This window comes from Oscillospiraceae bacterium MB08-C2-2 (assembly GCA_035621215.1).
GTDB lineage: Bacteria > Bacillota > Clostridia > Oscillospirales > Ruminococcaceae > WRAV01.
In genome coordinates this window covers 1,319,989-1,346,181 of record CP141729.1, presented here as the reverse complement: position 1 = coordinate 1,346,181, position 26,193 = coordinate 1,319,989, and the positions used below count along the sequence as shown (strand labels likewise).

General features: G+C 48.9%; 20 protein-coding genes and 1 riboswitch. Of the genes, 12 read left to right on the top strand and 8 right to left on the bottom strand.

Annotation, left to right across the window (positions count from 1 at the left end):
- Window positions 1–4 precede the first annotated feature (4 nt).
- Genes U6B65_05940 through U6B65_05930 form a run of 3 tightly spaced genes read left to right on the top strand, consistent with a single transcriptional unit; the run spans window position 5 to window position 3,613 of the window.
- A complete protein-coding gene (locus tag U6B65_05940) occupies window positions 5–961 on the top strand; it encodes an ABC transporter permease (protein WRS28671.1) in 957 nt (318 codons plus the stop codon).
- Window positions 962–1,882 carry an ABC transporter permease gene (locus U6B65_05935; protein ID WRS28670.1) on the top strand — a complete coding sequence of 307 codons (921 nt, stop codon included), beginning with the start codon at window positions 962–964 and terminating at the stop codon, window positions 1,880–1,882.
- A 30-nt stretch (window positions 1,883–1,912) separates the two neighbouring features.
- Complete coding sequence (locus U6B65_05930; GenBank protein ID WRS28669.1) at window positions 1,913–3,613, top strand: ABC transporter ATP-binding protein; 1,701 nt, start codon at window positions 1,913–1,915, stop codon at window positions 3,611–3,613.
- Window positions 3,614–3,841: 228 nt separating this feature from the next.
- Here the strand turns inward: U6B65_05930 and U6B65_05925 are convergent, their stop codons facing one another.
- Window positions 3,842–4,093, bottom strand: coding sequence for a cupin domain-containing protein (locus U6B65_05925; GenBank protein WRS28668.1), 252 nt, complete (start codon window positions 4,091–4,093; stop codon window positions 3,842–3,844).
- A gap of 255 nt (window positions 4,094–4,348) precedes the next feature.
- Here U6B65_05925 and U6B65_05920 point away from each other — a divergent pair, with 255 nt between their 5' ends.
- From U6B65_05920 to U6B65_05880, 9 genes are all read left to right on the top strand, one after another.
- Window positions 4,349–4,921 carry a chromate transporter gene (locus U6B65_05920; GenBank protein WRS28667.1) on the top strand — a complete coding sequence of 191 codons (573 nt, stop codon included), beginning with the start codon at window positions 4,349–4,351 and terminating at the stop codon, window positions 4,919–4,921.
- Window positions 4,922–4,924: 3 nt separating this feature from the next.
- Window positions 4,925–5,488, top strand: a complete 564-nt coding sequence (locus tag U6B65_05915; GenBank protein ID WRS28666.1) for a chromate transporter — start codon at window positions 4,925–4,927, stop codon at window positions 5,486–5,488.
- An 11-nt stretch (window positions 5,489–5,499) separates the two neighbouring features.
- On the top strand, window positions 5,500–6,012 hold the full coding sequence (locus tag U6B65_05910) for a hypothetical protein (protein ID WRS28665.1): 513 nt from the start codon (window positions 5,500–5,502) through the stop codon (window positions 6,010–6,012).
- A gap of 193 nt (window positions 6,013–6,205) precedes the next feature.
- A riboswitch (cobalamin riboswitch) is annotated at window positions 6,206–6,389 on the top strand.
- A gap of 136 nt (window positions 6,390–6,525) precedes the next feature.
- Entirely contained in the window at window positions 6,526–7,578 is a 1,053-nt protein-coding gene (locus tag U6B65_05905; protein ID WRS28664.1) for an ABC transporter substrate-binding protein, read from the top strand.
- The gene (locus U6B65_05900; GenBank protein ID WRS28663.1) at window positions 7,575–8,636 is read left to right on the top strand and encodes an iron ABC transporter permease; all 1,062 of its coding nucleotides are present in this window, start codon (window positions 7,575–7,577) and stop codon (window positions 8,634–8,636) included. Before U6B65_05905 ends, U6B65_05900 begins: the two co-directional genes overlap by 4 nt.
- Complete coding sequence (locus U6B65_05895; protein WRS28662.1) at window positions 8,633–9,391, top strand: ABC transporter ATP-binding protein; 759 nt, start codon at window positions 8,633–8,635, stop codon at window positions 9,389–9,391. Before U6B65_05900 ends, U6B65_05895 begins: the two co-directional genes overlap by 4 nt.
- An 841-nt stretch (window positions 9,392–10,232) precedes the next feature.
- Entirely contained in the window at window positions 10,233–14,552 is a 4,320-nt protein-coding gene (locus U6B65_05890) for a family 43 glycosylhydrolase (protein ID WRS28661.1), read from the top strand.
- A gap of 419 nt (window positions 14,553–14,971) precedes the next feature.
- A complete protein-coding gene (locus U6B65_05885) occupies window positions 14,972–16,423 on the top strand; it encodes a sensor histidine kinase (protein ID WRS28660.1) in 1,452 nt (483 codons plus the stop codon).
- Between the two features lie 14 nt (window positions 16,424–16,437).
- A complete protein-coding gene (locus tag U6B65_05880; protein WRS28659.1) occupies window positions 16,438–17,421 on the top strand; it encodes an ABC transporter substrate-binding protein in 984 nt (327 codons plus the stop codon).
- Window positions 17,422–17,482: 61 nt separating this feature from the next.
- On the opposite strand, the gene araD is transcribed toward U6B65_05880, so the two are convergent.
- The 7 genes from araD to U6B65_05845 form a co-directional block, all read right to left on the bottom strand.
- Window positions 17,483–18,175 (bottom strand): L-ribulose-5-phosphate 4-epimerase, encoded by a 693-nt coding sequence (gene araD, locus U6B65_05875; GenBank protein ID WRS28658.1) that lies wholly within the window; start codon window positions 18,173–18,175, stop codon window positions 17,483–17,485.
- A gap of 9 nt (window positions 18,176–18,184) precedes the next feature.
- Complete coding sequence (araA, locus tag U6B65_05870; protein WRS28657.1) at window positions 18,185–19,657, bottom strand: L-arabinose isomerase; 1,473 nt, start codon at window positions 19,655–19,657, stop codon at window positions 18,185–18,187.
- Between the two features lie 27 nt (window positions 19,658–19,684).
- Window positions 19,685–21,286 carry an FGGY-family carbohydrate kinase gene (locus tag U6B65_05865; protein ID WRS28656.1) on the bottom strand — a complete coding sequence of 534 codons (1,602 nt, stop codon included), beginning with the start codon at window positions 21,284–21,286 and terminating at the stop codon, window positions 19,685–19,687.
- Window positions 21,287–21,300: 14 nt separating this feature from the next.
- Entirely contained in the window at window positions 21,301–22,401 is a 1,101-nt protein-coding gene (locus U6B65_05860) for a sugar ABC transporter permease YjfF (protein ID WRS28655.1), read from the bottom strand.
- Window positions 22,398–23,495, bottom strand: a complete 1,098-nt coding sequence (locus tag U6B65_05855) for an ABC transporter permease (protein ID WRS28654.1) — start codon at window positions 23,493–23,495, stop codon at window positions 22,398–22,400. Before U6B65_05855 ends, U6B65_05860 begins: the two co-directional genes overlap by 4 nt.
- A gap of 1 nt (window position 23,496) precedes the next feature.
- Window positions 23,497–25,056, bottom strand: coding sequence for a sugar ABC transporter ATP-binding protein (locus tag U6B65_05850; GenBank protein WRS28653.1), 1,560 nt, complete (start codon window positions 25,054–25,056; stop codon window positions 23,497–23,499).
- A gap of 119 nt (window positions 25,057–25,175) precedes the next feature.
- Window positions 25,176–26,192, bottom strand: a complete 1,017-nt coding sequence (locus tag U6B65_05845; GenBank protein ID WRS28652.1) for a substrate-binding domain-containing protein — start codon at window positions 26,190–26,192, stop codon at window positions 25,176–25,178.
- Window position 26,193 lies beyond the last annotated feature (1 nt).

The following is a 26,193-nucleotide window of genomic DNA, read 5'->3' as shown; positions in this document are numbered from 1 at the left end:
AGCTATGAAAAAACACTATTTGCTTGTTGTAATTGTGATGCTCTTGATCAATTTCTTTCTGCCTCGATTAATGCCGGGAGACCCGTTCCTTTATCTTTCGGTAGAGGATGGGAGTGTCTCCACGGCATATTCTCAGCAGCAAATCGATCAATACAAGGCTTATTATGGTCTGGATCAGCCCCTGCCTGCTCAGTTCTGGAATTATCTTACACAACTTTTCCGAGGCAATCTGGGATACAGCATCTATTACAATACCAGTGTGGCTCAGATGATCTTTTCCCGCATTCCATGGACTCTTTTTATTGTGGTTTCATCGTTGCTGTTAAGCAGCGTGATCGGAACGGCCATGGGAGCCGTGTCGGCTTGGATGCGAGACCAAGCAGCGGACCGTGTTATGTATTTCGTTATGATTGTGATTTCGGAAATTCCCGCTTTTTTGCTTGGCGTGCTGTTCCTGTTTGTTTTTGCCGCCCAAATGAAATGGTTTCCGCTATCGGGAGGAAGCACGGTGTTTGCCTCTTTTGATTCCATCTGGGCACAAATCGGGGATATTCTCCACCATGCATTCCTGCCGATTCTCACATTAACCCTCACACGGGTGGGTGGCTTTTTTCTGCTATCCCGCAACAGTATGCTGACCGTGCTTTCCAAGGACTATATCCGCACAGCGAAGGCCAAGGGGATAGGGAAGAGAAAAGTTATTTTCCGCCATGCACTGAAAAATGCGTTGCCACCGGTTGTTTCCAGCTTTTTTATGAGCTTGGGAACCTTATTCGGCGGTGCTGTTTTGGTGGAAAATGTGTTTGCCTATCCCGGCATTGGAAGGCTGATGCGTGAAGCTGTAAACAACCGGGACTATGTTTTGATTCAGGGGATTTTTTTAACCATAACCATTATGGTGCTGCTCATGAATTGGCTGGCAGAGCTGATTCATAAAAAGCTTGATCCACGGGTGGGATAAATGAAACAACGAATTTGCAGTTTCCCAGACCAGATAGACCCGAGCCACTTTTCCTTCACGGATGTGGTTGCTGCCCCAAAAGAAAACAAACGAAAACTTTCGTTGTGGTATACCTTTAGCCCATATGGGAAGGCGGGCATGGTGAGCATTCTTCTGTTGTTGGCTTTGTCTTTCAGTTCCTTTTTGTTTATGGGTGATGCCCATCAGGTTCCCAGTGGAGAATCACTGATGCCCCCCAGTTTTGCGCACTGGTTGGGAACGGATGACCTTGGAATTGATCTGTTTGCGCAGATATGTCATGGAGCGGCTGTCAGTATGATGGTGGGCTTTTCGGCGGCTTTGCTTGCGGGGATCGGTGGCAGTGTGCTGGGGATTCTTGCAGGCTATTATGGCGGCTGGGCAGACAAGCTCGTAACCAGCCTATGCGATATTATGGCCGCTATTCCGCAGCTTCCCCTTATGATTGTGCTGGGTGCTTTCTTTGGAGCAAGCCTTGCAAACATTATTTTTGTCATTGCGCTGATTTCTTGGGTGAGACCGGCACGAACGGCACGGGCAAAAATACTTTCCATGCGCAGCGAACTCTATATTGCAGCTGCAAAAAGCTATGGAGCGGGCTTCTGGCATCTTCTGATCAAGCATTTTATTCCGGGTATCCTGCCCATTATAATGGTGAGCATCATTCGAATCATGAGCCATGCTATTGTGGCAGAGGCCGGGCTTTCTTTTCTGGGGCTTGGCGATCCCCTCTCAAAAAGCTGGGGGGTTATTCTTAACCGCTCTATTAATTTCCCCGGAATTTACTTTACAGATTTCTGGAAGTGGTGGATATTGGCTCCGCTGGCTGCTCTGATGCTGCTTGTAGTATCCATATCATTTTTGAGCCGTGATTTGGAGCAGATCGTCAACACCAAGAGATAAAAGTATCACGGAGGAAGTTGGATTTTATTTATGTCGGTTCTGGAAATTTCAAATTTATATGTACGATATAAACAGGAAGCCTTGATCAATGCAGTCCATAACGTTAGTTTTCGGCTGGAAAAAGGCGAAAGCCTCGGCATTGTCGGTGAATCGGGGAGTGGGAAATCCACTTTGGCCATGACCATTATGGGGCTTTTGGATTCCCGGGCTGATATAGGCGGCAGCATCCACTTGGATAGTGCGGAGCTTTTAGGCTTTTCGGAACGAGAGCGGGATACCTATCGCTGGAGTAAGATTGCCATCGCATTCCAAAACAGTCTGGATGTTTTGAATCCAGTAATGTCTGTTGGTGCCCAGGTTGCAGAGTGCATAATAAAGCATACACAGTATGGGAAAAAAGAGGCTGAGGCAAAAACAAAAGCGCTGTTTGAGATGGTAGGGCTGGCTCCCAATTGGTATGAAGCTTATCCTCATCAGCTTTCGGGAGGAATGCGCCAAAAGGTTTTAATTGCCATGGCGCTTTCCTGCGATCCCGAGATATTGATTGTGGATGAGCCCACTATGGCCCTTGATTCTGTCTCAAAGCAGGAGATTATCCGGCTTTTAATTTACCTGCGGGAAAAAATCGGCTTCTCTATGATTGTGATTTCCCATGAGCTGACCGTTATTGCCGCACTTACTTCCCGCACTTTGGTGATGTATACAGGAAATGTTGTGGAGGCCGGCCGCACCAATGAGCTTCTGCGTGAACCGAGCCACCCTTATACCCGTGGGCTGATCTATTCCTCTCCCTCTGTGCATCCCTACCGGGATATGTGGGGAATACCGGGAGAAATACATATTACCGAGGAAAACCAGTGCCCCTTTTACAGCCGATGCAATCAGCGAATCGATGCCTGCCTTCATCAGCATCCTGAGCTGGAGGCTGTTTCGGAAGACAGATGGGTTGCCTGTCTGCGTGGCGGCATTGTAACGCTGCTTTCCGGAACGGGGCTTTCTAAAACCTATCGTGTTAAAAGTCATGAAACCCATGCCTGCCGTGGATGTGATATTCAAATTAAGGCGGGGGAGATTGTCGCTCTGATTGGTCAATCTGGTTCTGGGAAAACCACTCTTGCAGGCATTCTAAGCGGTATCCTACCTGTCGATGAGGGGAAGATTTATTTTGAAGGGCGAAAGATATTCGGCAGCAGTGAAACGAGGAAAGCGGAAGGCATTCAGATGGTCTTTCAAGATCCGCTCTCTGCCACCAATGAGAATCTGACGATAGAGGCAATTGTCAGAGAGCCACTGGATATTCTGCGCAAAGGCTCTAAATCCGACAGAATTGCCGAGGCCAGAACCGCTTTGAAACAGGTGCAGCTGCCCTATGATGATGCGTTTTTAAAACGCAAGGGCCATTCCCTCAGTGGCGGCCAGCGCCAAAGGGTAGCCATTGCAAGGGCTTTGGTGATGAATCCCAAGCTGATGATTGCCGATGAAATCAGCGCCATGCTTGATCCTTCCAGCGCTGCCAATTTACTGCGCCTGCTCAAGGGGCTGCAAAACACTAGAGGGTTTTCTATGCTGTATATCACACATGATATTGCCCTAGCCAGGAAAATTGCAGATACAGCATATGTTATGAACAGCGGAAACATCGTTGAATACGGTGCGGCCAGCCAAGTGCTGCACAATCCGCGAGATTTGTATATGCAAAAACTATTGCAGGATACGCTGCTGCAATATTAGACTTAGGAGGCTATCTCCCAAGGCCGGACAGTCATAAAGCTTTCCCGACAGTGTTTGCCGGAAAAAAAGAAAAGAACAAAAAGCTAATGGGGTATACTTGCTAAAGTGTACCCCATTAGCTTTAATCATCTAATGCGCTTTTGATGCGTTGGAGGGTTTAGAGATTTTGTAGTCAAAATTTCTGAAATACCTAGTATTCTGCACATCCGAAATTTGCCGATAGAACATCTAAAGGCAGATGAGAAAACAATTCGGATATTGAGAATGTATTTTTTCAGAATAGCTGCCTTTATCAAATATAAGCAGAAATTTGCATCCCTCACATAGCCCTTGAATTGAGTGGGGAATATTGGCCGGAAAGAACCACCCTTCTCCTGCTTTGCAATCTGCAATAAATACGCGCCCTCTTTCATCAACAGCCGTTACGCGGGCCTTACCTTGCAGCACATAGCCCCATTCAGATTGAAGATGGGTGTGCATTTCCCGAACACCGGGGAAAGGTTCATATCAATAATCGCAAGAGTTGTGTTTATCGGAAGCTCTCTGCTGGTTATTTCTCGAGGCCACCCACCGGATTTTAGAATCATTTGTGCCCCGAGCCCACGTTGTATTCCCCTATTATAAACAGTATCAGAAAATTATTTGTTTTTATTAATACAGCTATTCATTGTATCTAATAATACTATTTTGATTATCTGCCATTAAGGTGTATACTAATAAAGAAGGGGGCATTACATGAAAAGGAATCTTAAAGACTATTTAAAGCTGTTCAAATCCACATTTTTTTTGAGTGCATTCACTTTTGGGGGTGGATATGTCATCATCCCTTTGATGAAAAGAAAATTTGTGGACGAATTAGGGTGGCTGGAAGAAACCGAAATGCTGAATATGGCTGCCATTGCACAGTCTTCGCCGGGGGCAATGGCTGTTAATGCTTCCATTCTTGTAGGCTGGCGCTTGATGGGTATATCCGGTGCAGCAATAGCAATTCTTGGCACTGTGCTGCCGCCGCTCATTATTCTGTCGGTCATCTCGCTGTTTTACGCTGCATTCCGTGACAACGCCATCGTGAGTGCCGTATTAAAAGGAATGATGGCGGGCGTATGTGCAGTGATTTTCGATGTGGTGATTACAATGGGCGGTCAAATTATCAAAGCCAAAAAGATACTGCCTATCCTCATTATGGCGGGGGCTTTCTTCGTATATTTTGTGCTGCACATCAACATTATTTATATCATTCTTTTTTGCGCTACACTCGGCGCTCTGGTGAGCCTGCACGATAAGAAAACGGGAAAGGAGCACCTGTAGGGCATGGTTTATCTTCAACTGTTCTGGAGCTTTTTCCAAATCGGCTTATTTAGCTTTGGCGGCGGCATGGCCGCTATGCCGCTGATACAAAATCAGATTGTGGATCTTCATGGCTGGCTGACCCTGACTGAGTTTACGGATCTCATCACAATCTCCGAAATGACACCCGGCCCCATTGCCATCAATTCAGCGACTTTTGTGGGTACACAAATCGCTGGTCTGGGAGGAGCACTGGTGGCTACCCTAGGCTGTATCCTGCCTTCCTGCATTATTGTGTCGCTGGTGGCGTGGCTTTACAGCAGGTATAAAGAGTTAGCTGTGATTCAGGGGGTGCTGGCGGGCTTGCGGCCAACTGTGGTAGCGCTTATTCTCTCTGCGGGTTTGTCTATCCTTGTACTGTCCTTTTGGGGTGCCGGTGGTTTCACTTGGGATATTGCCTCTACCGATTTTATTGCTGTTGCTCTGTTTGCGGTAGGACTCTTCCTATTGCGGAGGTTTAAGCCAAATCCAATCCTGATCATGTTGGGCAGCGGCGTGATAGGAGGGGCCTGCTATCTATTCATTTAGGAGGGACAAGAGTGACTGTTATCATTAAAAATAGCTTTTCTGAAAAGTTGTTTATGGTTGAAACAGGCAAACTATTGGCCATATTGAAAAACGCCAAGGTGTTCGGTTCAGAAAAGGCAGTGATGAGCCCAGACAAAACGGTGCAGTATCAAACAAATATTGCAAATATGCCAGATAAGCCTGCCGGGAAGAATCGGCAATACACACTCAAGCAGGGCAGCCAAACTGTAGCTACTGCTCGGCCTGTGTATGCAGCCGATGCCGATTACTTCTCCATTTCAAAACCGCCGCATCCTGTGGGCATGTCCATTCAGGTGCACAGCGGTACCGAATGGCAAGTCGTGCGGAGCGAGAAAAACCACTTGGAGATACACACGCAGGATGGTTTCGCAACATTGACAGATTTCTTTTCCATTGGCCCACAGGTAATGGAAGTGCCGGATGGAAGCGATATACTGCTATGGGCGGGCGTGTATGCATTAATTGAATATATGATGCACGAGGATGAAGTCTCCCCGGTGTGAGGCTATCCCCGGAATAGACTTGCTTTCTTCCTTTCAGCAATGGATGTATGAACCGATACATATACCGGATTTACAAGCCGTGCTCCATGCTTTTGCCTTGGGTATTGGCTATCCGCTGAGATAAAGCCAGCATGAATCGCACGGTCGGGCATAGTATTGAAACAATTGGGTTGCTTTTCCTCCTGAATGGTGATAAAGTAATTGAGGCACAAGTGCCAGCAGCTTGCTGGTTAAAAGGGAAACAGGTGAAAATCCTGTACGGTCCCGCCGCTGTAAGCGCATTTTAAGGTTCCTTTACCACTGAAGCTCCATGCTTTGGGAAGGTGAGGGAAAAAACCGCGCGAGTCAGAAGACCTGCTTGTGTACAATTAATGCAGCGCCACGTGGATATGGCTGTGTGCAAACTATTGCTGTGCGTAAAAACGGAAACGTACTGCCTGCTTTGTTGCAGACAGTACTTTTTTTGTGCTGAAATGGCAATCCATATTCAAAGGCAAAGAAAAGGAGCAAAAAATGAAGCGTACAAAACAAATTTTACTCAGTCTGGTTCTAACCGTATGCCTTATCCTGTCCTTTACCGCATGTTCATCACCAAATAAAGAGGATTCTGCTTCGGCTGACCCAAAAAGCTCGGTATCCGAACAAGTCGATGCCGATTCTTCAGCCCAAGAAGAACAGTCTAACTCGGGCGATGCATTCCCCTTTGAGCTGGTTACAGATAACGAGGCTGTTGTTACCTTTACCCATGTGCCGGAGCGGGTGCTGGCTGCCAACCCCAATGCCGGCGAACAGCTGATGGCTTTAGGGCTGGGGGATAAAATTATAGCAACCAGCTACAACAACGCACTTGTAGCGGAGCCGTTCCGTGCAAAATACGAATCCAAGCGCAGTCTGACAACCTCTGAGCAGCCCTCTCTGGAAGTCGTGTTGGATTTAGACCCTGACTTTATCTATGGGCGGAGCTCGGCCTTTGGACAAAAGGGGATTGCCGATCACCCCACACTGGAGCAGAATGGCATCATGTCCTTAGCCTCCATTGAAGGATATAAGCTGGGCGCAGACGTGGAAGATGTTTATCAGGATTTCTATAATCTGGGGCGCATTTTTCAGGTGGAGGACCGTGCCAAAGCGATTGTCAGCGAAATGCAGTCCCGCATCAGCGTGGTAGAGGATGTTGTGAAGGATGCCGAGCCGATCAAGGTGTTTAATTTTGATATGGAAATGGAAGGCGGCGCCTATACACCGGGCAACAATTTCACCTCTAAGCTGATCCGGCATGCCGGGGGTATAAATGTATTCGAGAACCTGGAGAAAACTTGGAATACTGTGAGCTGGGAGGCTGTAGTGGAAGCCGACCCCGATATCATCATCATCAACAATTATGGCACCACCACTTTGGAAGAAAAGATTAAGCAGTTAACCACCAATCCTGCGTTGTCCGGCCTCAAGGCGATCCAGAATCAGAATTTTATTGTCGTCACCTTGCCGGAGGTCTTTGCCAGCTCCCGCATTGCCGATACCATTGAGAAATTTGCAGAGGGCTTTCATCCCGATTTGTTCGCATGAAGCAGATCAGTTCCTTTCTGACAGGGCACATGCGGCTTGCCTGTATTCTGCTGTCTGTGCTTCTGCTTCTGTCGATCGTTCTTTGTGTGGCCATCGGCCCTGTATTCATCCGCTTTTCGGATGTTTGGCGTGTGCTGCTGAGCCACCTGATTCCATCAGTTGATGTTGGCGGGATTCCCGATAACACACAGAATATTATCTGGCACCTCCGTACTCCACGGGTTTTGCTGGGGGTTATGGTGGGGATGGCTCTTTCTTTATCGGGGGTTGGAATGCAGGCATTCACCAAAAACCCGTTGGCTGACCCATATGTATTGGGGATTTCATCCGGTGCCTCCTTTGGTGCGGTTATGGCTATGGCATACGGAATGTTTTCTTTTCTGGGTGCTTACCGTGTGCATATCTGCGCTTTTATCGGTGCAATCGGCGCAATCACACTGGTCTATACACTTTCCAAGAACGGCAGGGAGATCACGCCCATTAAATTGATTCTGATTGGTGTAGCGGTATCCGCCATGTTCGGTGCTTTCACTAACTTTACGGTATACAATGCACCGGACGATGCCAAGGTTCGTGAGGCAACCTTTTGGATGCTGGGCGGCGTGGCAGGTGTTAAGTGGGAGGTTTTGCTCCCCATGATCATCGTGCTGATACCGGGCATTTTGGGTATGTACTGTCTTTCCACCCCGCTCAATGCCATTATGATGGGGGATGATACCGCCATAACCCTTGGAATCAATGTCAATGTGGTGCGCAAGGTGCTGATTGTGCTTACAGCCCTGCTTACAGGTGTTTGTGTATCGGTTTCCGGCTGCATTGGCTTTGTGGGATTGGTTATTCCGCATATTGTCCGTTCGGTGGTGGGTTCCGATCACCGGCGGGTTATTCCTCTGGCCGCACTAATGGGGGGAATATTCCTTGTGTGGGTGGATGTAGCGGCCCGTATGCTGGATATTCCGAAAGAAATCCCTGTGGGTATTCTGACTTCCATGCTGGGTGCGCCTTTCTTTCTGTGGATGATCAAAGCCCGGCATTATGCCTTTGGTGAGAAATCATGAGAAAAGCGATAGAGGTTCACGGCGTAACCTATACAGCGGCCGGGCGTCCAATACTAAATGATGTATCTATGGAAGTGGGAGAGGGTGAGTTTGTAGGAGTGATCGGCCCCAACGGAAGCGGCAAATCAACCCTGCTGAAAAACATATACAAGGTCTTATCGCCTGCAAAGGGTAAGATACTGCTGTATGGGCAAGACATCCAAAAGCTTACAAACCGTCAGGCTGCCTCCCGCCTCGCCGTTGTTGCCCAAGAAAACAGCGCCAACTTCGACTTTACCGTGGAAGAGGTTGTATCTATGGGACGGTATCCCAGCAAGAAAATGCTGGATACGCTGGATGAACAGGACAGCGCTATTATACAGCAGGTCATCCGCAGTGTTGGGATTGAGGCCTTTGCCAAACACAGCTTTCTTCATCTATCCGGCGGTGAGAAGCAGCGAGCTTTGATCGCACGGGCTATGGCTCAACAGACTGAGATTATTGTGCTGGATGAACCCACCAATCATCTGGATATCGGCAGCCAGATTCACACGCTGCGGATGCTCAAAAGTTCCGGCAAGACCATCTTGGCGGCGCTCCACGATCTGGGAACAGCCTCCCGCTGCTGCGACCGGATTTATGTGATGCAAGAGGGGGCAATCCTTTGCAGCGGCAAGCCCAAGGACATCATTACAAAACCGCTCATTGAGGCTCTGTATCATATACAGGCGGATATTTTTGACCACAATGAGAAGCTGTTTATCGATTTTTATTGAGTCAAAGGCTGGATTGTACTGACTATGCTGTTTTAGTCCGTAGGGTTTGCTCTATGTGGTAATATCTCTGGCCGTAAAATTCATATGTAAAGTCCTCTTAGGTTTTAGCAATTGGGCCGCAAGGCCGTTGCTTTACCTGAGAGGATTTTCTTTTTTTAGGGCAGCCTCGTTCTAATTTATGCAAGCTTTATATAAAACAATATTTAACGGAGGTGCCGCAAAAGGTTTATCGCAAGATTACAGAATATTTTTGATGGATTGCAGCGGTTTTGAGATGGTCACAAAAAATCCGGCTTAGGGGACATTTGTGTGCAATTAGTAAAAAATGCATATTGGATATATGCTCGAGCACATTTGTATGTTTTTTGTAAAAAAATATGCATCTTATTATTTGTAAATTGTTCTATAAAATATAGACAAATCATGTTGTTAAGGACAAAATTTATATAATTTTTTATTTTACTATTGTATATTTGTCAATAATAAGGTATGTTGTAAGTAAACAAGCTTGTTTACTTACAACATGTGCTCGAACACAAAATACAAAAAATCAGCAGAAAATATTGGGCCGAAGTGAGAAAGACGGCTTTTAGGCACAGAGTTCGGTTCTACACAGCATCATAAGCAAACTTCTGTGCAGATATTCTCAAAAAGGGGCGCTTCCCTAAGGCGGCCCTGTGCTTCGCTTGCTGATATAAAATTGATCAAAACAGGGTTTTTCGTGTGCGCACATGAAAGGTTCAATCAACGAAGTATAGTGGGTAAAAGATAGGAGGGAAAATCAGGATAGGAATCAAACCAGTAAGGACAACGCCAATAAGGAAAGGATGACTATTGAAGAATGAAAAAAATAGCGAGATTTGTGACCGTGTTGACTCTCAGCGCTCTTTTTGTAATCAGCTTAAGTATGAATGTCAGCGCCATCAATCCATTCCTTCCTATGTGGGAATTCATTCCCGACAGCGAACCATATGTATTTGAAGATCCTGATAACCCTGGGAAATATCGTGTTTATGTTTATGGTTCTCACGATACAGCTGTCAGCCAATATTGCGGACCAGATATGAGCTGTTGGTCGGCTCCTGTTGACGATTTGACCAATTGGCGTCCTGAGGGAAATTTGTATGATACTCCCGGAGTTATTTTCCGCTCTCCAAACAGCAGCGGAACAGGCTTCGACACACTCTACGCACCTGATGTGGCAATGCGGATGGAAGAAGTAGACGGCAAAATGGTGCCGGCTTATTACCTCTATCCCAACAATCAGGCTGGCGGGCGCAACACCATGGTGGCTAAATCATACAGGCCAGACGGCCCCTTTGAGGTCACTAACTGGGCCAGTGCTTCCAAAACAAATACAGTCGGAGATTTGGGATTTGACCCTTCCGTGTTTGTGGATGACGATGGCCGGGTATACGGCTATTGGGGGTTTGAAACCTCTTATGGCGCCGAGCTAGACCCTACCAATATGCATTCCATTAAACCGGGGACACAAACGATCACCAATATGATAGGAAATCGCAAAAGCAGCGAGCCTTTCCAATTCTTTGAAGCCTCTTCCATGCGTAAGATTAAAGATAAGTATGTCTTTATTTATGCCAGAGGCGGGCTTTCTTCTGAAGCCCAGTACAATTCAACTGGTGTGTGTATGCTTGCTTACGCTTATGGCGATTCTCCTCTTGGGCCCTTTACATACGGAGGAGTTATCGTAGATGCCGCCGGCCAGCGCACTCCGGACGGTGCTTCCAGCACCAACAATGGCCACAATACCCATGGCAGCCTTTTTGAGGCTGATGGCGAGTGGTATATTACCTACCACCGTGCCATCAACAACCATGGCTATTCCCGGCAGACTGTAATTGAGCCTTTGGATATTACGGTTGAAGAAGGCCCCGGCGGAAAAGTCATCATTCCTCAAGTGAATATGTCTTCTTCCGGTCCGGAACGGAATGGTCTGAACCCTTATGAGAACTATTCGGCTGGTATTATTTGTTATCAGCTGGGTGGACCATATGTGGTTGCCAACCGTGACAAGACTGTTAACAACAATCATGTTACCAACCTTCGCAACAACTCCACTGTAGGTATTGTTAATTACAACTTTGATATTGATGTGCCGGAAGGCAGCCACACTCATCTGGATCTTGATATTATTCCTCTTGGCCGTGATGGCTCTATCGAGGTGTATATTGGCGATCCCCTTAGAGATGGCAAGCTAGCGGGAACTATTCCGATTACTGCCGACATGCCCCGGGTTCGCACTACGGTCAGCCTGGATGTAGCAGATGTGGTGGATGATCTGGATGGTCAGCATCCTCTCTTCCTTAAAACGAAGGGAAGTGGCAGCAACAACATCTGGGAGTTCCATCGGGTGCAGTTTACTGCTATGCCTCCCGAAGATATTAAAGTAGATGGCAAGGATTTCTTGGAGTTTAATTCCAGCATTTACTCCTATACCTATACCGTAACGGGAGATGAAATCCCCACTGTTACTGCCGGCAGCCTTGCAGAGGGCATGACTGCTACCGTTACACAGGCAACAGCGTTGTTTGATTCTGCCAAGGTTACGTTTAGCTCTGATGCGGGCAGCAAAACCTATTTGATTACCTTTGTGCCAGAAAGCACCACCCGCTTCACTTCATTGCCCAGCGGATGGAGTGTCGTAAATCCCAGCAGCACAGCGCCCAGCTTTAGTCACCTTGGCGCCACAGTGATTCCGAGCAGCGGCGACTTTAACGGCAATAATACCAATACGCTGCAGTATAAGGGTTCCCTTGCCGGCGATTGGGAAATTACCACTAAGGTTACCAACGATCAACTCTTGAGTGATGAGGGCAACTATCCACAATATGGTGTGGCTCTTCACAATGGAGATGATTGGCTCAAACTGGTCAATGTATTTGGGTATAACAATGCCCATAGCATCCAGAATTCCATAGCGGGAAGCCTTACAGGCGACGGCGACAACGATACCTTCACCGCTCACCCCTACCTGACCAGTTGGCTGCGGCTGACAAAATCAGGTAATACGATCGTGTGTTCCTACTCATCGGATGGTGTGAACTTTACAACCACGCGTACCATTACGGTGAACAATACACTGGATAAAGCAAAGCTGCAGCTGTTTGCCAGCACCTGCTTTGGCAGCCAGCCCTTTAAAACAACCTTTGAGTATGTCAATATCGGCAAGGCTCAATCCAGTGCCTTTGTGGAGTTTAAAGTATCTCCGCAAGATACCGTTATTGAAATTAAAGACAGCAGCGACAATGTGATCACCCCCATCAGCGGTTATTTCTATGAGTTGCCTGTGGGCAGCTATACCTACACGGCCAGTGCTGAAGGGTATGTAACAGAAACTAAAGATATCCAGGTAAGCCAAAATGCTGTAATCTCAGTAGAGCTTAAAAAGGACTATAGTTCCATGTACTCCATTTCCATGGACGGCGAACCTTTCTCGGAATTTAATTACTATACCAAATCCTATACCCACACTGTAGAGAGCGGCGACATTCCTACCATTACCGCTCAGTCTACAAGAAAAGACGTAACTGTTAAAGTCACTCAGGCAACAAATCTGTGGGAATCCGCCAAGGTGGAATTCATTTCCGGTTCTCAAACAGATGCTTACCTAATCACCTTTGTACCAGAGAGCGCCACCCGGTTCAACAGCCTGCCTGCTGATTGGGAACTCCTCAATGCCAACGACAAGGCTACCTTTGCGGAAACCGGCATCACCATTCCCGCAAGTAACCTTTCCAGCGGCAACGACTTCCCTTCCACCAGCATACTCAACATGCTGCAGTATACCGGCTCTCTCAATGGCGACTGGACTGTCACCGTCAAGGTTACCAACGACCGCCTGCTTCCTGATGGGGGATACCCCAACTATGGTATCGGCCTTAACAACACCGGCGCCGGCAGCAGCAACTGGGTCAAGATGATCCAGATTGGCGGCAGCAATCCATCCTGGCAGTATAACAGCGGTTTCCAATCCAGCAACAACTTCACTGGCTTTAACTTTACCACCGCCTGGCTCCGCCTCCAGAAGGAAGGTTCCAACATCATCGGCTACTATTCTTCCGATGGCGTGAACTTCTCCCGTGCCAATTCTTTTGCTGCCGGCACCCGTATGGATGGCGCCAAGCTCCAGCTCTTCAGCACAACCAATCAGGAATCCAGCACTGTGTTTAATACCACCTTTGAATACATTCACATGGAGAAGGATGACCAGCCTGTCAACTCTACCATTACCTTTGCAGTCACTCCTGCAAACGCAGCGGTTGTGGTAACCAACAGTGAAGGTTCCGTGGTTGCTCCTACTTCCAGCAACGCCCTTATCTATGACTTGGCTCCCGGTCAGTACAACTATTCTGTCAGCGCTGAGGGCTTCCAGACTAAGTCTGCCACCTTTACTGCTGATGGCAACAAGACCATCACCGTTGATCTAAGTCAAGCTCCCGCCGATAAATACGCCATTACCTTTGCGGTAACACCTGCAAATGCAGCCGTTGAGGTAAGAAACAGCGCAGGCGACGTTGTGTCTCCCACCGCTACAAACGCTTTGATTTATGATCTGGCTCCCGGCGAATACAGCTACACTGTAAGTGCGCAGGGCTACCAGACCAAGACTTCTTCCTTTACAGTAGGCGCTCAGGCCACCATTACTGTGGAGCTGACTGCCGATTCCACCCCTGTTGATAAGACAGAACTGGAAACTGTGGCAGAAGAGGCAGAAGCCTTGAATCAGGCCGAATACACTCCCGAGACCTGGGCCGTTCTGAGAACCGCTCTGAACACGGCCAAGGATGTTCTTTCGGATGATCAAGCCGATCAGGGTGCCGTTGACTCTGCTCTTGCCGCTTTGCGTAATGCAATTGCTCAGCTGAAAGAAATCGACCCCGGCGAGATCATTGAAGTAGAGGCCATCCGCATTGAGGGTGACGAAACGGTTAAGCGAAACAAGACTGTTAAGCTTACCGCCGTTATCGATCCTGAGAATGCCACCATCAAGGATGTTACTTGGGTTTCTCTGAATCCCGCCATCGCCACTGTGGATCAAAACGGTATTGTCAAAGCCACCAGCAAGACCGGCTTTGCCATCATCGAAGCCAAGGCTCACAATGGTGTTATCGCACAGTTCTCTGTTCGCGTAACCGCATAGGTTTAACCGCAGTTTTTAGAGCTTAACTGAACAGGATCATGGATTAGCCTTATCTATCGGCTAATCCATGATCCATCTTTTGATTACAAATTATTTTTTGTTTGCTCATTCTATATCTTGTTTGTAAAATAAAAGTTGCATAAAAACAGAAGAACCAGTAAACTGAAAAGCATAAGACGCTACGCATGAAGCAATGAAGAATGGAACCCAACAAAAAAACTTGCTGCGGCAGAAACCACAGGTAAAAAGGGCAGGCTGCGAAAAAATAACGGTATTATGTTGAAGGGCATGCTATGGATAGCCCCAAGCAGTGCCAATGGCGTGACGAAGGTGTTTGTGAGGAAATATACCGTATTTTATTGGCTGATGCTGATAAAAAACCTCAGTATGGAATAGCATTGGACGGGAGGGTATACTTGATGATAGATGTCAGTGTTCAAAAGCCGATACCACGCATCAGCATTACGCAGCAGATGAACAAGCTGTTGTTCATCATTGAGGTGCCGCTGCTGGTGATGATTGCAATACTGATATTCATGCTGGTTTCCATCAACCGGCAATACACCAACGCCTTGCAAAATGCCAACACCGCAGCGGAATTCAATGTTGAATTCAAAGATACGATGGATCTGGAAATGTGGAACCATGTTATTACACCCAGAAGCGACCAGTCAGTGGAGACACTGCCCATGAAAGAACTGGATGACGCTGTAGAGGTGTTGCACCGCCTGGAGGAAACCACCAAACTGCGTGATAACCGCTGGCGCATCCGCAGCATGCTGAATATGTGCGAAAACCTGCGGGGATACATGCTGGAAATAGCCAAAACCCAGCGATATGACGACCGAATGGAGCTTTTAGACACCAATATCCGCGGTGAAACAGGCCTCACTGTCCTCATAGAAACCTATATGCATGATTACATTGATGATGAGGTGCGTGAACTGGCCCAGCTGCAAAGTGAGATCGATGGCAGAGTCATGGGGGTTATCGTTATCACTGTTATAGGGGCATTGCTGCTCATCTTTATCATTTTGTTTTATTCAGTTCGCTTTACCCGCCGCATTACTGAGCCCATTGGCTTACTGGCTCAAAAGGCCCAAAGATTGGGGGAAGGCATTTTTGAGGTTGACCCCATCGAGACAAGAAGCACCGAGATACATACGTTGGATACAGGCTTCAATGAGATGGTGAACCGCATCAATGTTCTGATGGAAAAGCAGCGTGAGGATCAAAAATATCTGCATCGCACGGAATTGGAACTGCTGCAGGCACAAATTAATCCCCACTTTCTGTATAATACGCTGGATTCCATTGCTATTTTGGCTGAAAACCACCGGTATGCAGAGGTAGTCAAGATGGTGACCAGTTTATCCGTGTTTTTCCGCCATTCGCTCAATAAAGGGAAAGACATCATCACACTTCGAGCCGAGCGGGATCAGGTGTCCAGTTATTTGGAGATACAGCAGATTCGTTACAGTGATATTCTAAACTACAAAATCTATATTCCTGAGGATTTTCTGGACTGTATGGTGCCCAAGCTGGTGTTGCAGCCGATCGTAGAAAATGCAATTTACCACGGTACCAAAAACAAACGTGGAATTGGCCTTATTACCATATCAGGAGAAAGCTGCGGCGAAGACATTATGCTGCGGATAAGCGATGACGGTGCCGGCATGGATAAGGAGCAGCTGCGCGCGCTTCAGGCGGGGGTGTATGAAGATCGCCATACCGGCTTGGGGCTTGTGAATGTACACAAACGCATCAAGCTTTATTGTGGCGAAGAATACGGCCTTTCTTTCAAAAGTGAGTTGGGAAAAGGCACAACGGTGTCCATACTTTTGCCCAAGAACATTCAGACCACCCTGTGAGGAGGGAGGATCAAGTGAAAAGGTTACTGTTGACGATAGGGTATTCCTTGTTGGCCTTAGGCCTTATGGCCTGTGGGTATTCCAGTGGCATAACCCAAGTGGATGATCACCTTTATGATGACATGATTGTTGTGGGGTTTACGCAGGTTGGGGCAGAGAGCGATTGGCGTGCGGCAAACACCAGAAGTATGCAGGAGGCCTTTGCTGAAGCAGATGGATATAAGCTGATCTTTGATGATGCGCAGCAAAAGCAGGAACGGCAGATTACAGCTATCCGCAATTTCATTCAGCAGGAGTTGGATTATATTGTGCTGGCACCCACTACGGAGACAGGTTGGGATACTGTGCTTCAGGAGGCTAAGGCGGCAGGTATTCCTGTTATCATTGTGGATCGCATGATTGAGGTGGAGGATGAGAGCCTGTTCACCTGCTGGATTGGCTCCGACTTTCGCAAGGAAGGAGACGCCGCCGCCGCTTGGATGGAACAGCGGTTTGGCAATATGCCGATTAACATTGTTCATTTGCAGGGCAATCTCGGTTCTACTGCGCAAATTGGCCGCACTGGGGGCCTGGATGCCGGCATTGAGGCCAATGAGAACTGGAATCTTCTTGCAAGAGAAAGCGGTGAGTTTACGCAGGCGAAAGGTCAGGAGGTAATGGAGAGCTTTCTCAACCGGTATGCTGATATCAATGTAGTGTACAGTGAAAATGATAACATGGCGTATGGTGTAATTGATGCCTTGAAGACCGTGGGGCTCAGGCCCGGCAAGGATGTAACTGTTATTTCTTTTGATGCCAACCACGCCGCCCTGGAGATGACGCTGGAGGGGTTCATTAGCCTCAACGTGGAATGCAATCCGCTGCACGGCCCCCGGGTGCGGGATATAATTGAACAGCTGGAGGCCGGTGAAACTCCACAGAAATTTACCTATGTGGAGGAAACGGTCTTTGATTCCCGAACCATTACCAGAGAGATCATTAATAGCCGTGAATACTGAAAAAAGAAAAGGGAAGCGCCGGGATTCAATTCACCCCAGCGCTTCCCTTTTCGTTTTCACATTACCCTTGCCCATAGTAGGCGTTTTGGCCATGCTTTCTCAGATAGTGTTTATCCAATAGCTCCGATTGCATCTCCCGGATATCCGGACGCATTGCTTGGGTGTGCCAAGCCATATAGGCCAGTTCCTCCAACACCGCAGCATTATGCACAGCCTCAGAGGCATTTTTACCCCAAGCGAAAGGGCCGTGGCTGGCAACCAGTACGGCGGGTATGTGCAAGGGGTCTTTGTCACAGAACGTTTCCACAATTACCTTGCCGGTTTCCCGCTCGTAATCCCCGGCGATTTCTTCTGGGTTCATCAGCCGGGTGCAGGGAATCTCACCGTAGAAATAGTCTCCGTGTGTGGTGCCAAGGGGAGGGATACCCCGGTGGGCCTGCGCATAGGTGGTTGCCCAACGGCTGTGGGTGTGCACGATGCCTCCACATCCGGAAAACTGTCGGTACAGCTCCAGGTGGGTGGGTGTATCGGATGAGGGCTTCCAGTTGCCCTCCACCACATCTCCGGTATCCAGCGCCACCACAACCATATCCTTGGCAGTCATGGCACTGTATTCTACCCCGCTGGGCTTAATGACCACAAGACCGCTTTCCCTGTCTATACTGCTTACATTTCCCCAGGTAAAGGTGACAAGGCCATACTCTGGCAGCTCCAGATTAGCGTGCAGCACTTCTTCTTTCAATTGTTCCAACATAGCGGATCATCATCCCTTCAGCTTCCATGCCATATCTGCCAGCAGAAGCTCCTGCTCAAATTTTACAGGGTCGGTGTCTTTGTTGATGTAAGCAAACTCAATGCCTATCATTCTGGCCCAATCGCGCATCATTTCGGCGTCGCAGTCGTAGCTCAGCACAGTGTGATGGGCACCGCCAGCCAGTATCCAGCATTCGGCTCCGGTGGCAAGGTCGGGCATAGGCTTCCACATAATGCGGGCCACCGGAAGATTGGGCATGGTCTGGGTGGGCTTTACACATTCGATATCCTGCACAATCAGCCTGAACCGGCCACCCATATCCACTAGGCTGACCACAATAGCCGGGCCGGCCTTGCCTTCAAATACAAGGCGTGCCGGAGGCTGCCGGTCACCAATTCCCAAAGCATGTATTTCAATTTTAGGCCGTCCTGCTGCCAGAGAAGGGCATACCTCCAGCATGTGTGCGCCAAGAGAAAGACCGCTCTTTAGATCGTAGGTATAGTCTTCCATAAAAGCACTGCCGCCGCCCATTCCTTGCCCCATAGCCTTCATAATGGCCGTCATGGCGCTGACCTTCCAGTCGCCTTCGCCACCGTAGCCATACCCATCCGCCATCATGTTCTGGCTGGCAAGGCCCGGCAGCTGCTCCATACCATACAGATCTTGGAAGGTGTTGGAAAATGCCAAGCAGCCCTCTGCATCCAGCATCTGGCGCATAGCAAGCTCTTCTCTAGCCTGATAGCGTACCGTTCTGAAATCATCGGTGGCAAAGTCGTACCGCTCTTTGTACTCCGCCATCTTAAAATCCACCTCGGCATCGGTAATGGCCTGCATTGCTTCTGCCAGCTGCCCCACTGGCCACGTGTTCACCTGCCAGCCCAGCTTGATCTGGGCTTCTACCTTGTCGCCCTCGGTGACAGCCACCTCACGCATGTTATCACCAAAACGCATCACCTTCAAATTCCTGCTTACCGCTGCGCCAACAGCTGCCCGCATCCATTTGGCAATTTTAGCAAGCGCTCCATCGTCCTTCCAATGGCCCACAACAATGCGGCGGGGCATACGCAGTCGGGCGCCGATAAATCCGTGCTCCCGGTCACCGTGGGCGCTCTGGTGCAGGTTCATGTAATCCATGTCGATGGCATCGTTTGGGATTTCCTCATTAAATTGGGTATGAAAGTGCAGCCACGGCTTCTGCAATAAGACAAGACCGTTTATCCACATCCTGGAAGGGGAGAAGGTGTGGCAGAAGGTGATGATACCTGCGCAGGTATCATCAAAGTTGGCCTCTTTAATCAGTTTTTCAATACCCTCGGCCGTTTTAACGGTGTCCTTGTATACCACGGGCCAAGGCAGCTTTTCACCGGTGTTCATATACTCAACCATGGCTTGTGTATCTTTTTCAACCGCAGCCAGGGTTTCAGGTCCATACAGGAACTGGCTGCCGGCAACAAACCAAAATTCGCGGCTTTTTACATACATGTATAATCCCTCACTTCACTATGCTGTTTATTTCAGGTGGGTCACGGCGGCCCGTTCAATGGCAAGGCCATCTTTATACCGGGTCAAATAGTCTGCAAATCCGTCAATATCACTCTTTTTAGGGGCAGCCGTTACGCAGGCGGCTTGGGAGAATACGTGTGCAGACAAATATTCCTCCAACGTTTCTTCCTTTTGTTTTCGCCGCATATAGTCGGCCAGCAGAGCAATGCCCCACGCTCCTCCTTCACCGGCGGTTTCCATCACTGAAATAGGAATATTTAATGCGCCTGCCATCAGGCTTTGCCCAACTGCCGGTGTTTTAAACAGACCGCCATGCCCCTGTAAAACATCCACGGCCACAGCCTCCTCGACAGTGAGAATATTCATTCCGATGCGCAGGGTGGCCATGGTGGAATAGAGAAGCGTTTTGGCAAGATTGGCTAGGCTAAAGGCACTGTTGGGAGTGCGAACAAGGAGAGGGCGGCCTTCCTCAAAGCCGGTAATGGGTTCACCGGAATAATAGTTGTAGCTCAAAAGACCGCCTCCGTCTGGTTCTCCTTTGAGTGCTTCGGCGTAAATGGCATCATAAAGTGCAGACTTTTGAAAGCTGAATCCCATGGCGGTCAAGACCTGACCAAATAAGCGAACCCATGCATCGAAATCCGAGGTGCAATTGTTGCAATGCACCATGCCCACCGGCTTGCCGGTGGGTGTTGTGACCATATCAATTTCTTCATACACTTTGGCAAGCGGCTTTTCCAGCACGATCATGGCAAAAATTGAGGTGCCTGCTGAGACATTGCCGGTGCGCTGTGCAACGGCGTTTGTTGCTACCATACCGGTTCCGGCATCCCCTTCCGGCGGGCAGCAGGGGATTTCGGATTCCAGACGGCCGGAAGGATCCAGCAGCCGGGCGCCTTCTTCGGTCAGATGACCTGCGGATTCCCCGGCGCTGCATACTTTAGGCAGGATATCCCTGAGCTTCCAATGGATGCCCAGCTTCTGAGCCATGCCGTCAAAACAGTCTATCATATCCCCGCTGAAATCATTGCTAGTGCTGTCGATGGGGAACATGCCCGAGGCTTCACCAACACCCAAGATTTTTTCGCCGGTCAGTTTCCAGTGCACATAGCCTGCCAGCGTGGTTAGAAAAGCAATCTCCTCCACATGAGGCTCTTTCTCCAGCATAGCGTGGTAGAGATGTGCGATGCTCCACCTTTGGGGGATGTTGAAGCGAAATCGCTTGGTGAGCTCCTTTGATGCTTTTTCTGTCATGGTGTTTCGCCAAGTGCGGAAAGGAGCAAGCTGCTCCCCCTCAGCGTTAAAGGGCAGGTATCCGTGCATCATGGCGGATATGCCGATGGAGCCGATTTTCCTTAAACATACACCATATTCAGCTCTGACAGTATCAGCGAGCTTCTGGTAAACGTCCTGCAAGCCCGCCCAGACTGCGCTCATGGGATAGGTCCAGATGCCGTTATCCAGCTGGTTTTCCCATTCGTGGAAGCTGCTGGCAAGGGGCTTGCAATTTGCCCCAATGAGCACAGCCTTGATGCGAGTGGAACCCAGTTCGATACCCAAGGAGGTATCGCCCGCTTCAATCATGAGTTTCAGTTCGTGTTGGTTCATGCTGTATTCCCGCCTTATTGTTTTAAGTTATTCAGCCGCAGCCACTTGGGAAGTGCCGGTTTGAAACCGCGCTTGCCGCGGTTTGAGAGGACTAGGCTTTGCAGCAGAATGAAAAAGCAGAGCATTGCTCCGGTGGTGATGCTCTGCCACCACGGATCTCTCAGACCGGAAGCAACAACGATGGATTTAATGGTTGTTAAGGTGAGTACACCAAACAGTGTACCGATTACATTTCCAACGCCTCCGGTGAGCAGGGTTCCTCCGATGATGGATGAGGCGATGGCATTCATTTCGCCTCCGGCTGCATTGGTGGCGTTGCCTGCGCCGGTGTGCATCAGAAAGACAAAGCCGCCGATTCCCGCCAGCAATCCGCAGAGAAGATAAGAAAACAGCTTTGTACGCCTTACGTTAATGCCAAGCATCAAGGCGCTTTGCTGACTGCCGCCCACGGCATAAAGATTACGCCCAAATCTGGACCATTTCAGAACTACAAAAATAAGCACCACAACTGCCAGCGCAATGATTACACCCAGCTCTATCTTTGCGGGAATCAAGGCTCCATTCTTCGCTGTGTGCCCCAGCCACGGAATTTCTATCCGGGCATCCTTGAGTGCCAGAAAGCTTTGATTCTGGGCGGTGCGGGGCTCAAGGCTGACAATGGTTGTCATCCCTCTCGCAAAGAACATGCCTGCCAACGTGACGATAAATGGCTGAATCTCCAGATAGGATATCAGATATCCCTGAATAAGCCCAAAGGCCAGCCCAATCCCCAATGCAAGCAGCGAAGCGCTCAAAATGCTTCCGCCCCCATCATCCAGATGGACAACGCAGGACATGACCACCAATGCGGTAATTCCGCCTACAGAAATATCAATGCCACCCGCAATCATTACAATGGTCAGGCCGCAAGCAATAATGATGAGTGAAGCGTTGTTGTTGAATATATCAAAGAGCTGTTGTGCCCGCAGAAAGCCTCCGCCCCAAACTGTCATGGCCAGTATGTACATTCCGAAAAAGATACAAACCGTTATGGTCAGCAGCAACTGGGTGCTTGTAAGAGGCTCTCTATTGGAACGTTCCTTTACCACGCTTGGTGTATTTCCATTTGTGATCATTGCTGATTTCCTCCCATGATGGCAGGCGCTTTTGTACGGCGGATCTGGTTTGATAGATTGGTCCAGAGCCGGTCAGCAATACGCTTTACAACCGGCGAGCCGATTACTACAATCAGTATGATCACAACCGCCTTATATGCCTTGATTGCTGTGGAGGATACCTTCATGGCGTATAGTGTTGTGGTCAGCGCCTGAATGGCATAAGCACCCAGCACCGATCCGGCCATTTTGAATTTGCCGCCACTTAGAGCATTTCCTCCGATGGCTACAGCCAAAATTGCATCCATTTCAATTTCTATGAGCAGTGTTTCATGGTTGATCAGCCCCAGCCTGCTAACGCTGATACAACCCGCAACAGCGACACATACACCCAAAATAACAAAGGAAAGCAGCTTTATGCCGATGGTGTTGATCCCATTAAGGCGGGCCGCCTGTTGATTGATTCCAACCGCCTGTGTATAAAGACCGAGGCATGAGAACTTAAACAACAAGGCAAAAATGATCCCACACAATATAACGATAAAAATCGGAGTGGGGATAGGGATCCCCGGAATAAAGCCCCCCAGAGAGTTGATCAGCGGGCTGGAAACGGTGGGTGTGGCACCGCCGTTGATCCAGTAGGCAATGGAGCGGCCCGCTGTATACAGGATCAGTGTGGCAATCATCGGCTGGATACCAAATACAGCAACCAATGTTCCGTTAAAGGCGCCAAAGATGATCGCAACGGCGCAGCACGCCAAAAAGGCAAGCAATACAGTCCCGGGTGTGATCGCACTGGTGCGCAGAACCTTGATGAACACACTGCCTGCTATCGCTGCCGCCGCACCTACACTGATATCCTGGCCGCCACATGCTGCGGTTACCAGTGTCATCCCCATAGCGAGAATTGCAAGTTCAGAGGCTCCGTTGAGAATACTGATCAGGTTACCCGCCAGAACGGTATTCCCCTGATTGTTTGTGGTAAGCCCCACCGAAAAGAAACCGGGGTCCCTGAGCAGATTAAATAGAACAAGCAGGGCGAGGGCTATAAGCGGAATAATTAGTTGAGAATATTCATTTTTGAAGGCGGTTGATCGATATATGCCCCTACGCATCTTATTTCCCCCTTGCAACAGCGTGCATGATAGTATCCTGCGTGATCTCGTTTTCCCTGAGCTCTCCGGCAATGGTGTGCATGATGGTATCCTGCGTAATCTCGCTGCCTCTGAGTTCCCCCACAATACTGCGGTCACGCATAACAATGAGCCGGGAACAGGTGCGGAGCATCTCTTCGATTTCGGATGAAATAAACGTAACGCTTACACCCTCCTCGGCAAGACGCAGCACAAGCTTTTGAATTTCAGCCTTGGTTCCAACATCGATGCCACGGGTAGGCTCATCCAATATCAAATATCTGGGATTGGTGAGCAGCCAGCGTGCCAGAATGGCTTTTTGCTGGTTCCCGCCGGAAAGAGACTTGATGGGTGTATCCGCCGAAGCTGTTTTAATCCCTAGCAATTTAATGTATTCCTCGGCGAAATCCTCTGCCTTGGCTTTTGAGATTGGCCGGAAAAACCCCTTCATAACCTGCAGTGCAAGAATAATATTTTGCCGCACCGACAGATCAGAGATAATTCCATCGTGTTTACGGTCCTCGGGCAGATATCCAATGCCATTTTTCATGGCATCAATGGGCGAAGATATGGTGACAGGTTTTCCATCCATTAAAACCTTGCCTCCGGTAACCGGATCTGCACCAAAAATTGCACGCACGCTTTCACTGCGCCCAGACCCAAGCAGACCGGTAAAGCCGTTGACCTCCCCCTTGCTGATTCGAAAGTCAAAGGGCTTTGCGCATGCCTCACTGGAAAGCTGGGTGGCCTCATAAATAGAAGTGCTGCTTTCATCGGGCGCTGCCTGCGTTTTTTTCAGCCCGGATAGATCGTCCAGTTCTTTGCCCATCATTTTTGCAACCAGATCCACCTGAGGCAGATCCTTGATTTCATATTCTCCCACAAGCTCACCATCTCGCAGGACTGTGATCCTGTCGCAAACGGCATATACCTGCTCCAGAAAATGTGTGACAAAGACAATACCCACGCCGCGGGCTTTTAAATCGCGCATCAGGTTGAAGAGCATCCCAACCTCTTGCTCATCCAGTGAAGAGGTTGGTTCATCCAGAATGAGAACCTTGCACTCCATATCCACGGCGCGGGCAATAGCCACCATTTGCTGCACAGCCAGCGAGCAGCTGGCAAGCTGCTGCTTTGGCCTGGCCGGGATTCCAAGGTTCTGAAGAATCGTCCCGGCCTTCTTCTCCATATCCTTCCAGTTCACAAAGCTGTATTTCCCACGCCCGATGAATATGTTTTCGGCCACAGTAAGGTTGGGGCACAGCGTTATTTCCTGATAGACGGTGCTGATCCCCATGTTTTGAGCATCTTGGGGTGATTTTACTGTAATTTCTCTGTCTATCCCCGCTAGATTAACCTGCCCCGCATCCTTTTGATAAACGCCGGTTAACACCTTAATCAGAGTTGATTTGCCAGCTCCGTTCTCTCCCATCAGTGCGTGGATTTCACCCTGGCGCAGAGTAAAATCCACATTATGTAGGGCTCTTACACCGGGAAAGGCTTTGCATATCTTTTGTGCAGACAAGACAATATCGTTTTGCATGGACAACGCTCCCTTCGAGGTGCCATAAAAATGCACGGTGCGGATACGCGGAACCCATCCACATAATCCGCACCGCGCAGTGTTGACACAACTACTTTGCTATGGTAAAAAGCGATTAATTATAAGCCATATGTATCAATGTCTGCCTGGGTGATGGTGGCGGCATCAAAGCCTCTTTCTTCCGAAATCACAATTTTCTGTGAGAGGGTTCCGCCGTTTTCCAGTGTTGCGATCATGTCACTGATCACAGTGGCCTGGAAGGGGCTGCACTGACCATCGTAGTTCCAGTTGCCCTTGAGCACTTCTTCCAGCGCCCAGGTATTGCAGTCAAAGCCCATGATAACAACATCGCCATTTTTGCCGTGGGTAATACCGGCTTCATCCAAAGCGGCAACAGCGCCTCTTGCCATACCGTCGTTCTCAGCATAGACAACGTTGAATTTCTCACCGGAGTTTATAACGGATTCCACAATTTTCTTGGCTTCTGCTTCGTCCCAAGTGGCTGTCTGCTGTACAATTTTCTCCATTGTACCGGCTGCAAATTCCTTGTCCAGCGCACCGGTGCGGCCGATCTGAGCATCTGAGCCCATGGCGCCCTGAATGTGAATTACCTTATAGGCATCCAGCTTCTGATCCTTCAGCCATGCAACGGCGAGGTCGCCTTCCTTGGCCATGTCGGAAACAACAGCGGATTCAAACAGGTTTTCATCACAATCGATCTTACGGTCAAACAGGAAGACCTTGATGCCAGCCTCTTTGGCGGATTTCAGGACACTGTCCCAGCCAGTTGTCTCTGCAGCGGATATCAGCAGATAATCCACGCCGTCGGTGATAAACTGCTGGGCGGCATTCAACTGCTCGTCATTTTTGAGGCTGTAAAAAGTTTTTGCTTCGTATCCATTTTCGGCAGCGAATACTTTTTCAAAATCTTTAACATTGGCTTCACGATAGCCGGATTCAGAGGGAGGGTTGTTGACAATACCGACTGTAATGGTGCCCGAATCTGCTTTAGGCGGTTCAGCGGCGCTGGGGGCCGGAGCAGTGCTACTGGCAGGCTCTAGGGGAGCGGCACCTCCGCATGCAGCCAGTGAAAGAGTAAGCGTCATGATTAAAAACATACAAAACAGCTTTTTCATT

Coding starts and splice junctions, on each gene's coding strand:
- U6B65_05940 (WRS28671.1), top strand. CDS start 5: ATGAAAAAACACTATTTGCTTGTTGTAATTGTGATGCTCTTGATCAAT.
- U6B65_05935 (WRS28670.1), top strand. CDS start 962: ATGAAACAACGAATTTGCAGTTTCCCAGACCAGATAGACCCGAGCCAC.
- U6B65_05930 (WRS28669.1), top strand. CDS start 1,913: ATGTCGGTTCTGGAAATTTCAAATTTATATGTACGATATAAACAGGAA.
- U6B65_05925 (WRS28668.1), bottom strand. CDS start 4,093: ATGCACACCCATCTTCAATCTGAATGGGGCTATGTGCTGCAAGGTAAG.
- U6B65_05920 (WRS28667.1), top strand. CDS start 4,349: ATGAAAAGGAATCTTAAAGACTATTTAAAGCTGTTCAAATCCACATTT.
- U6B65_05915 (WRS28666.1), top strand. CDS start 4,925: ATGGTTTATCTTCAACTGTTCTGGAGCTTTTTCCAAATCGGCTTATTT.
- U6B65_05905 (WRS28664.1), top strand. CDS start 6,526: ATGAAGCGTACAAAACAAATTTTACTCAGTCTGGTTCTAACCGTATGC.
- U6B65_05900 (WRS28663.1), top strand. CDS start 7,575: ATGAAGCAGATCAGTTCCTTTCTGACAGGGCACATGCGGCTTGCCTGT.
- U6B65_05895 (WRS28662.1), top strand. CDS start 8,633: ATGAGAAAAGCGATAGAGGTTCACGGCGTAACCTATACAGCGGCCGGG.
- U6B65_05890 (WRS28661.1), top strand. CDS start 10,233: ATGAAAAAAATAGCGAGATTTGTGACCGTGTTGACTCTCAGCGCTCTT.
- U6B65_05885 (WRS28660.1), top strand. CDS start 14,972: ATGATAGATGTCAGTGTTCAAAAGCCGATACCACGCATCAGCATTACG.
- araD (WRS28658.1), bottom strand. CDS start 18,175: ATGTTGGAACAATTGAAAGAAGAAGTGCTGCACGCTAATCTGGAGCTG.
- araA (WRS28657.1), bottom strand. CDS start 19,657: ATGTATGTAAAAAGCCGCGAATTTTGGTTTGTTGCCGGCAGCCAGTTC.
- U6B65_05865 (WRS28656.1), bottom strand. CDS start 21,286: ATGAACCAACACGAACTGAAACTCATGATTGAAGCGGGCGATACCTCC.
- U6B65_05860 (WRS28655.1), bottom strand. CDS start 22,401: ATGATCACAAATGGAAATACACCAAGCGTGGTAAAGGAACGTTCCAAT.
- U6B65_05855 (WRS28654.1), bottom strand. CDS start 23,495: ATGCGTAGGGGCATATATCGATCAACCGCCTTCAAAAATGAATATTCT.
- U6B65_05850 (WRS28653.1), bottom strand. CDS start 25,056: ATGCAAAACGATATTGTCTTGTCTGCACAAAAGATATGCAAAGCCTTT.
- U6B65_05845 (WRS28652.1), bottom strand. CDS start 26,192: ATGAAAAAGCTGTTTTGTATGTTTTTAATCATGACGCTTACTCTTTCA.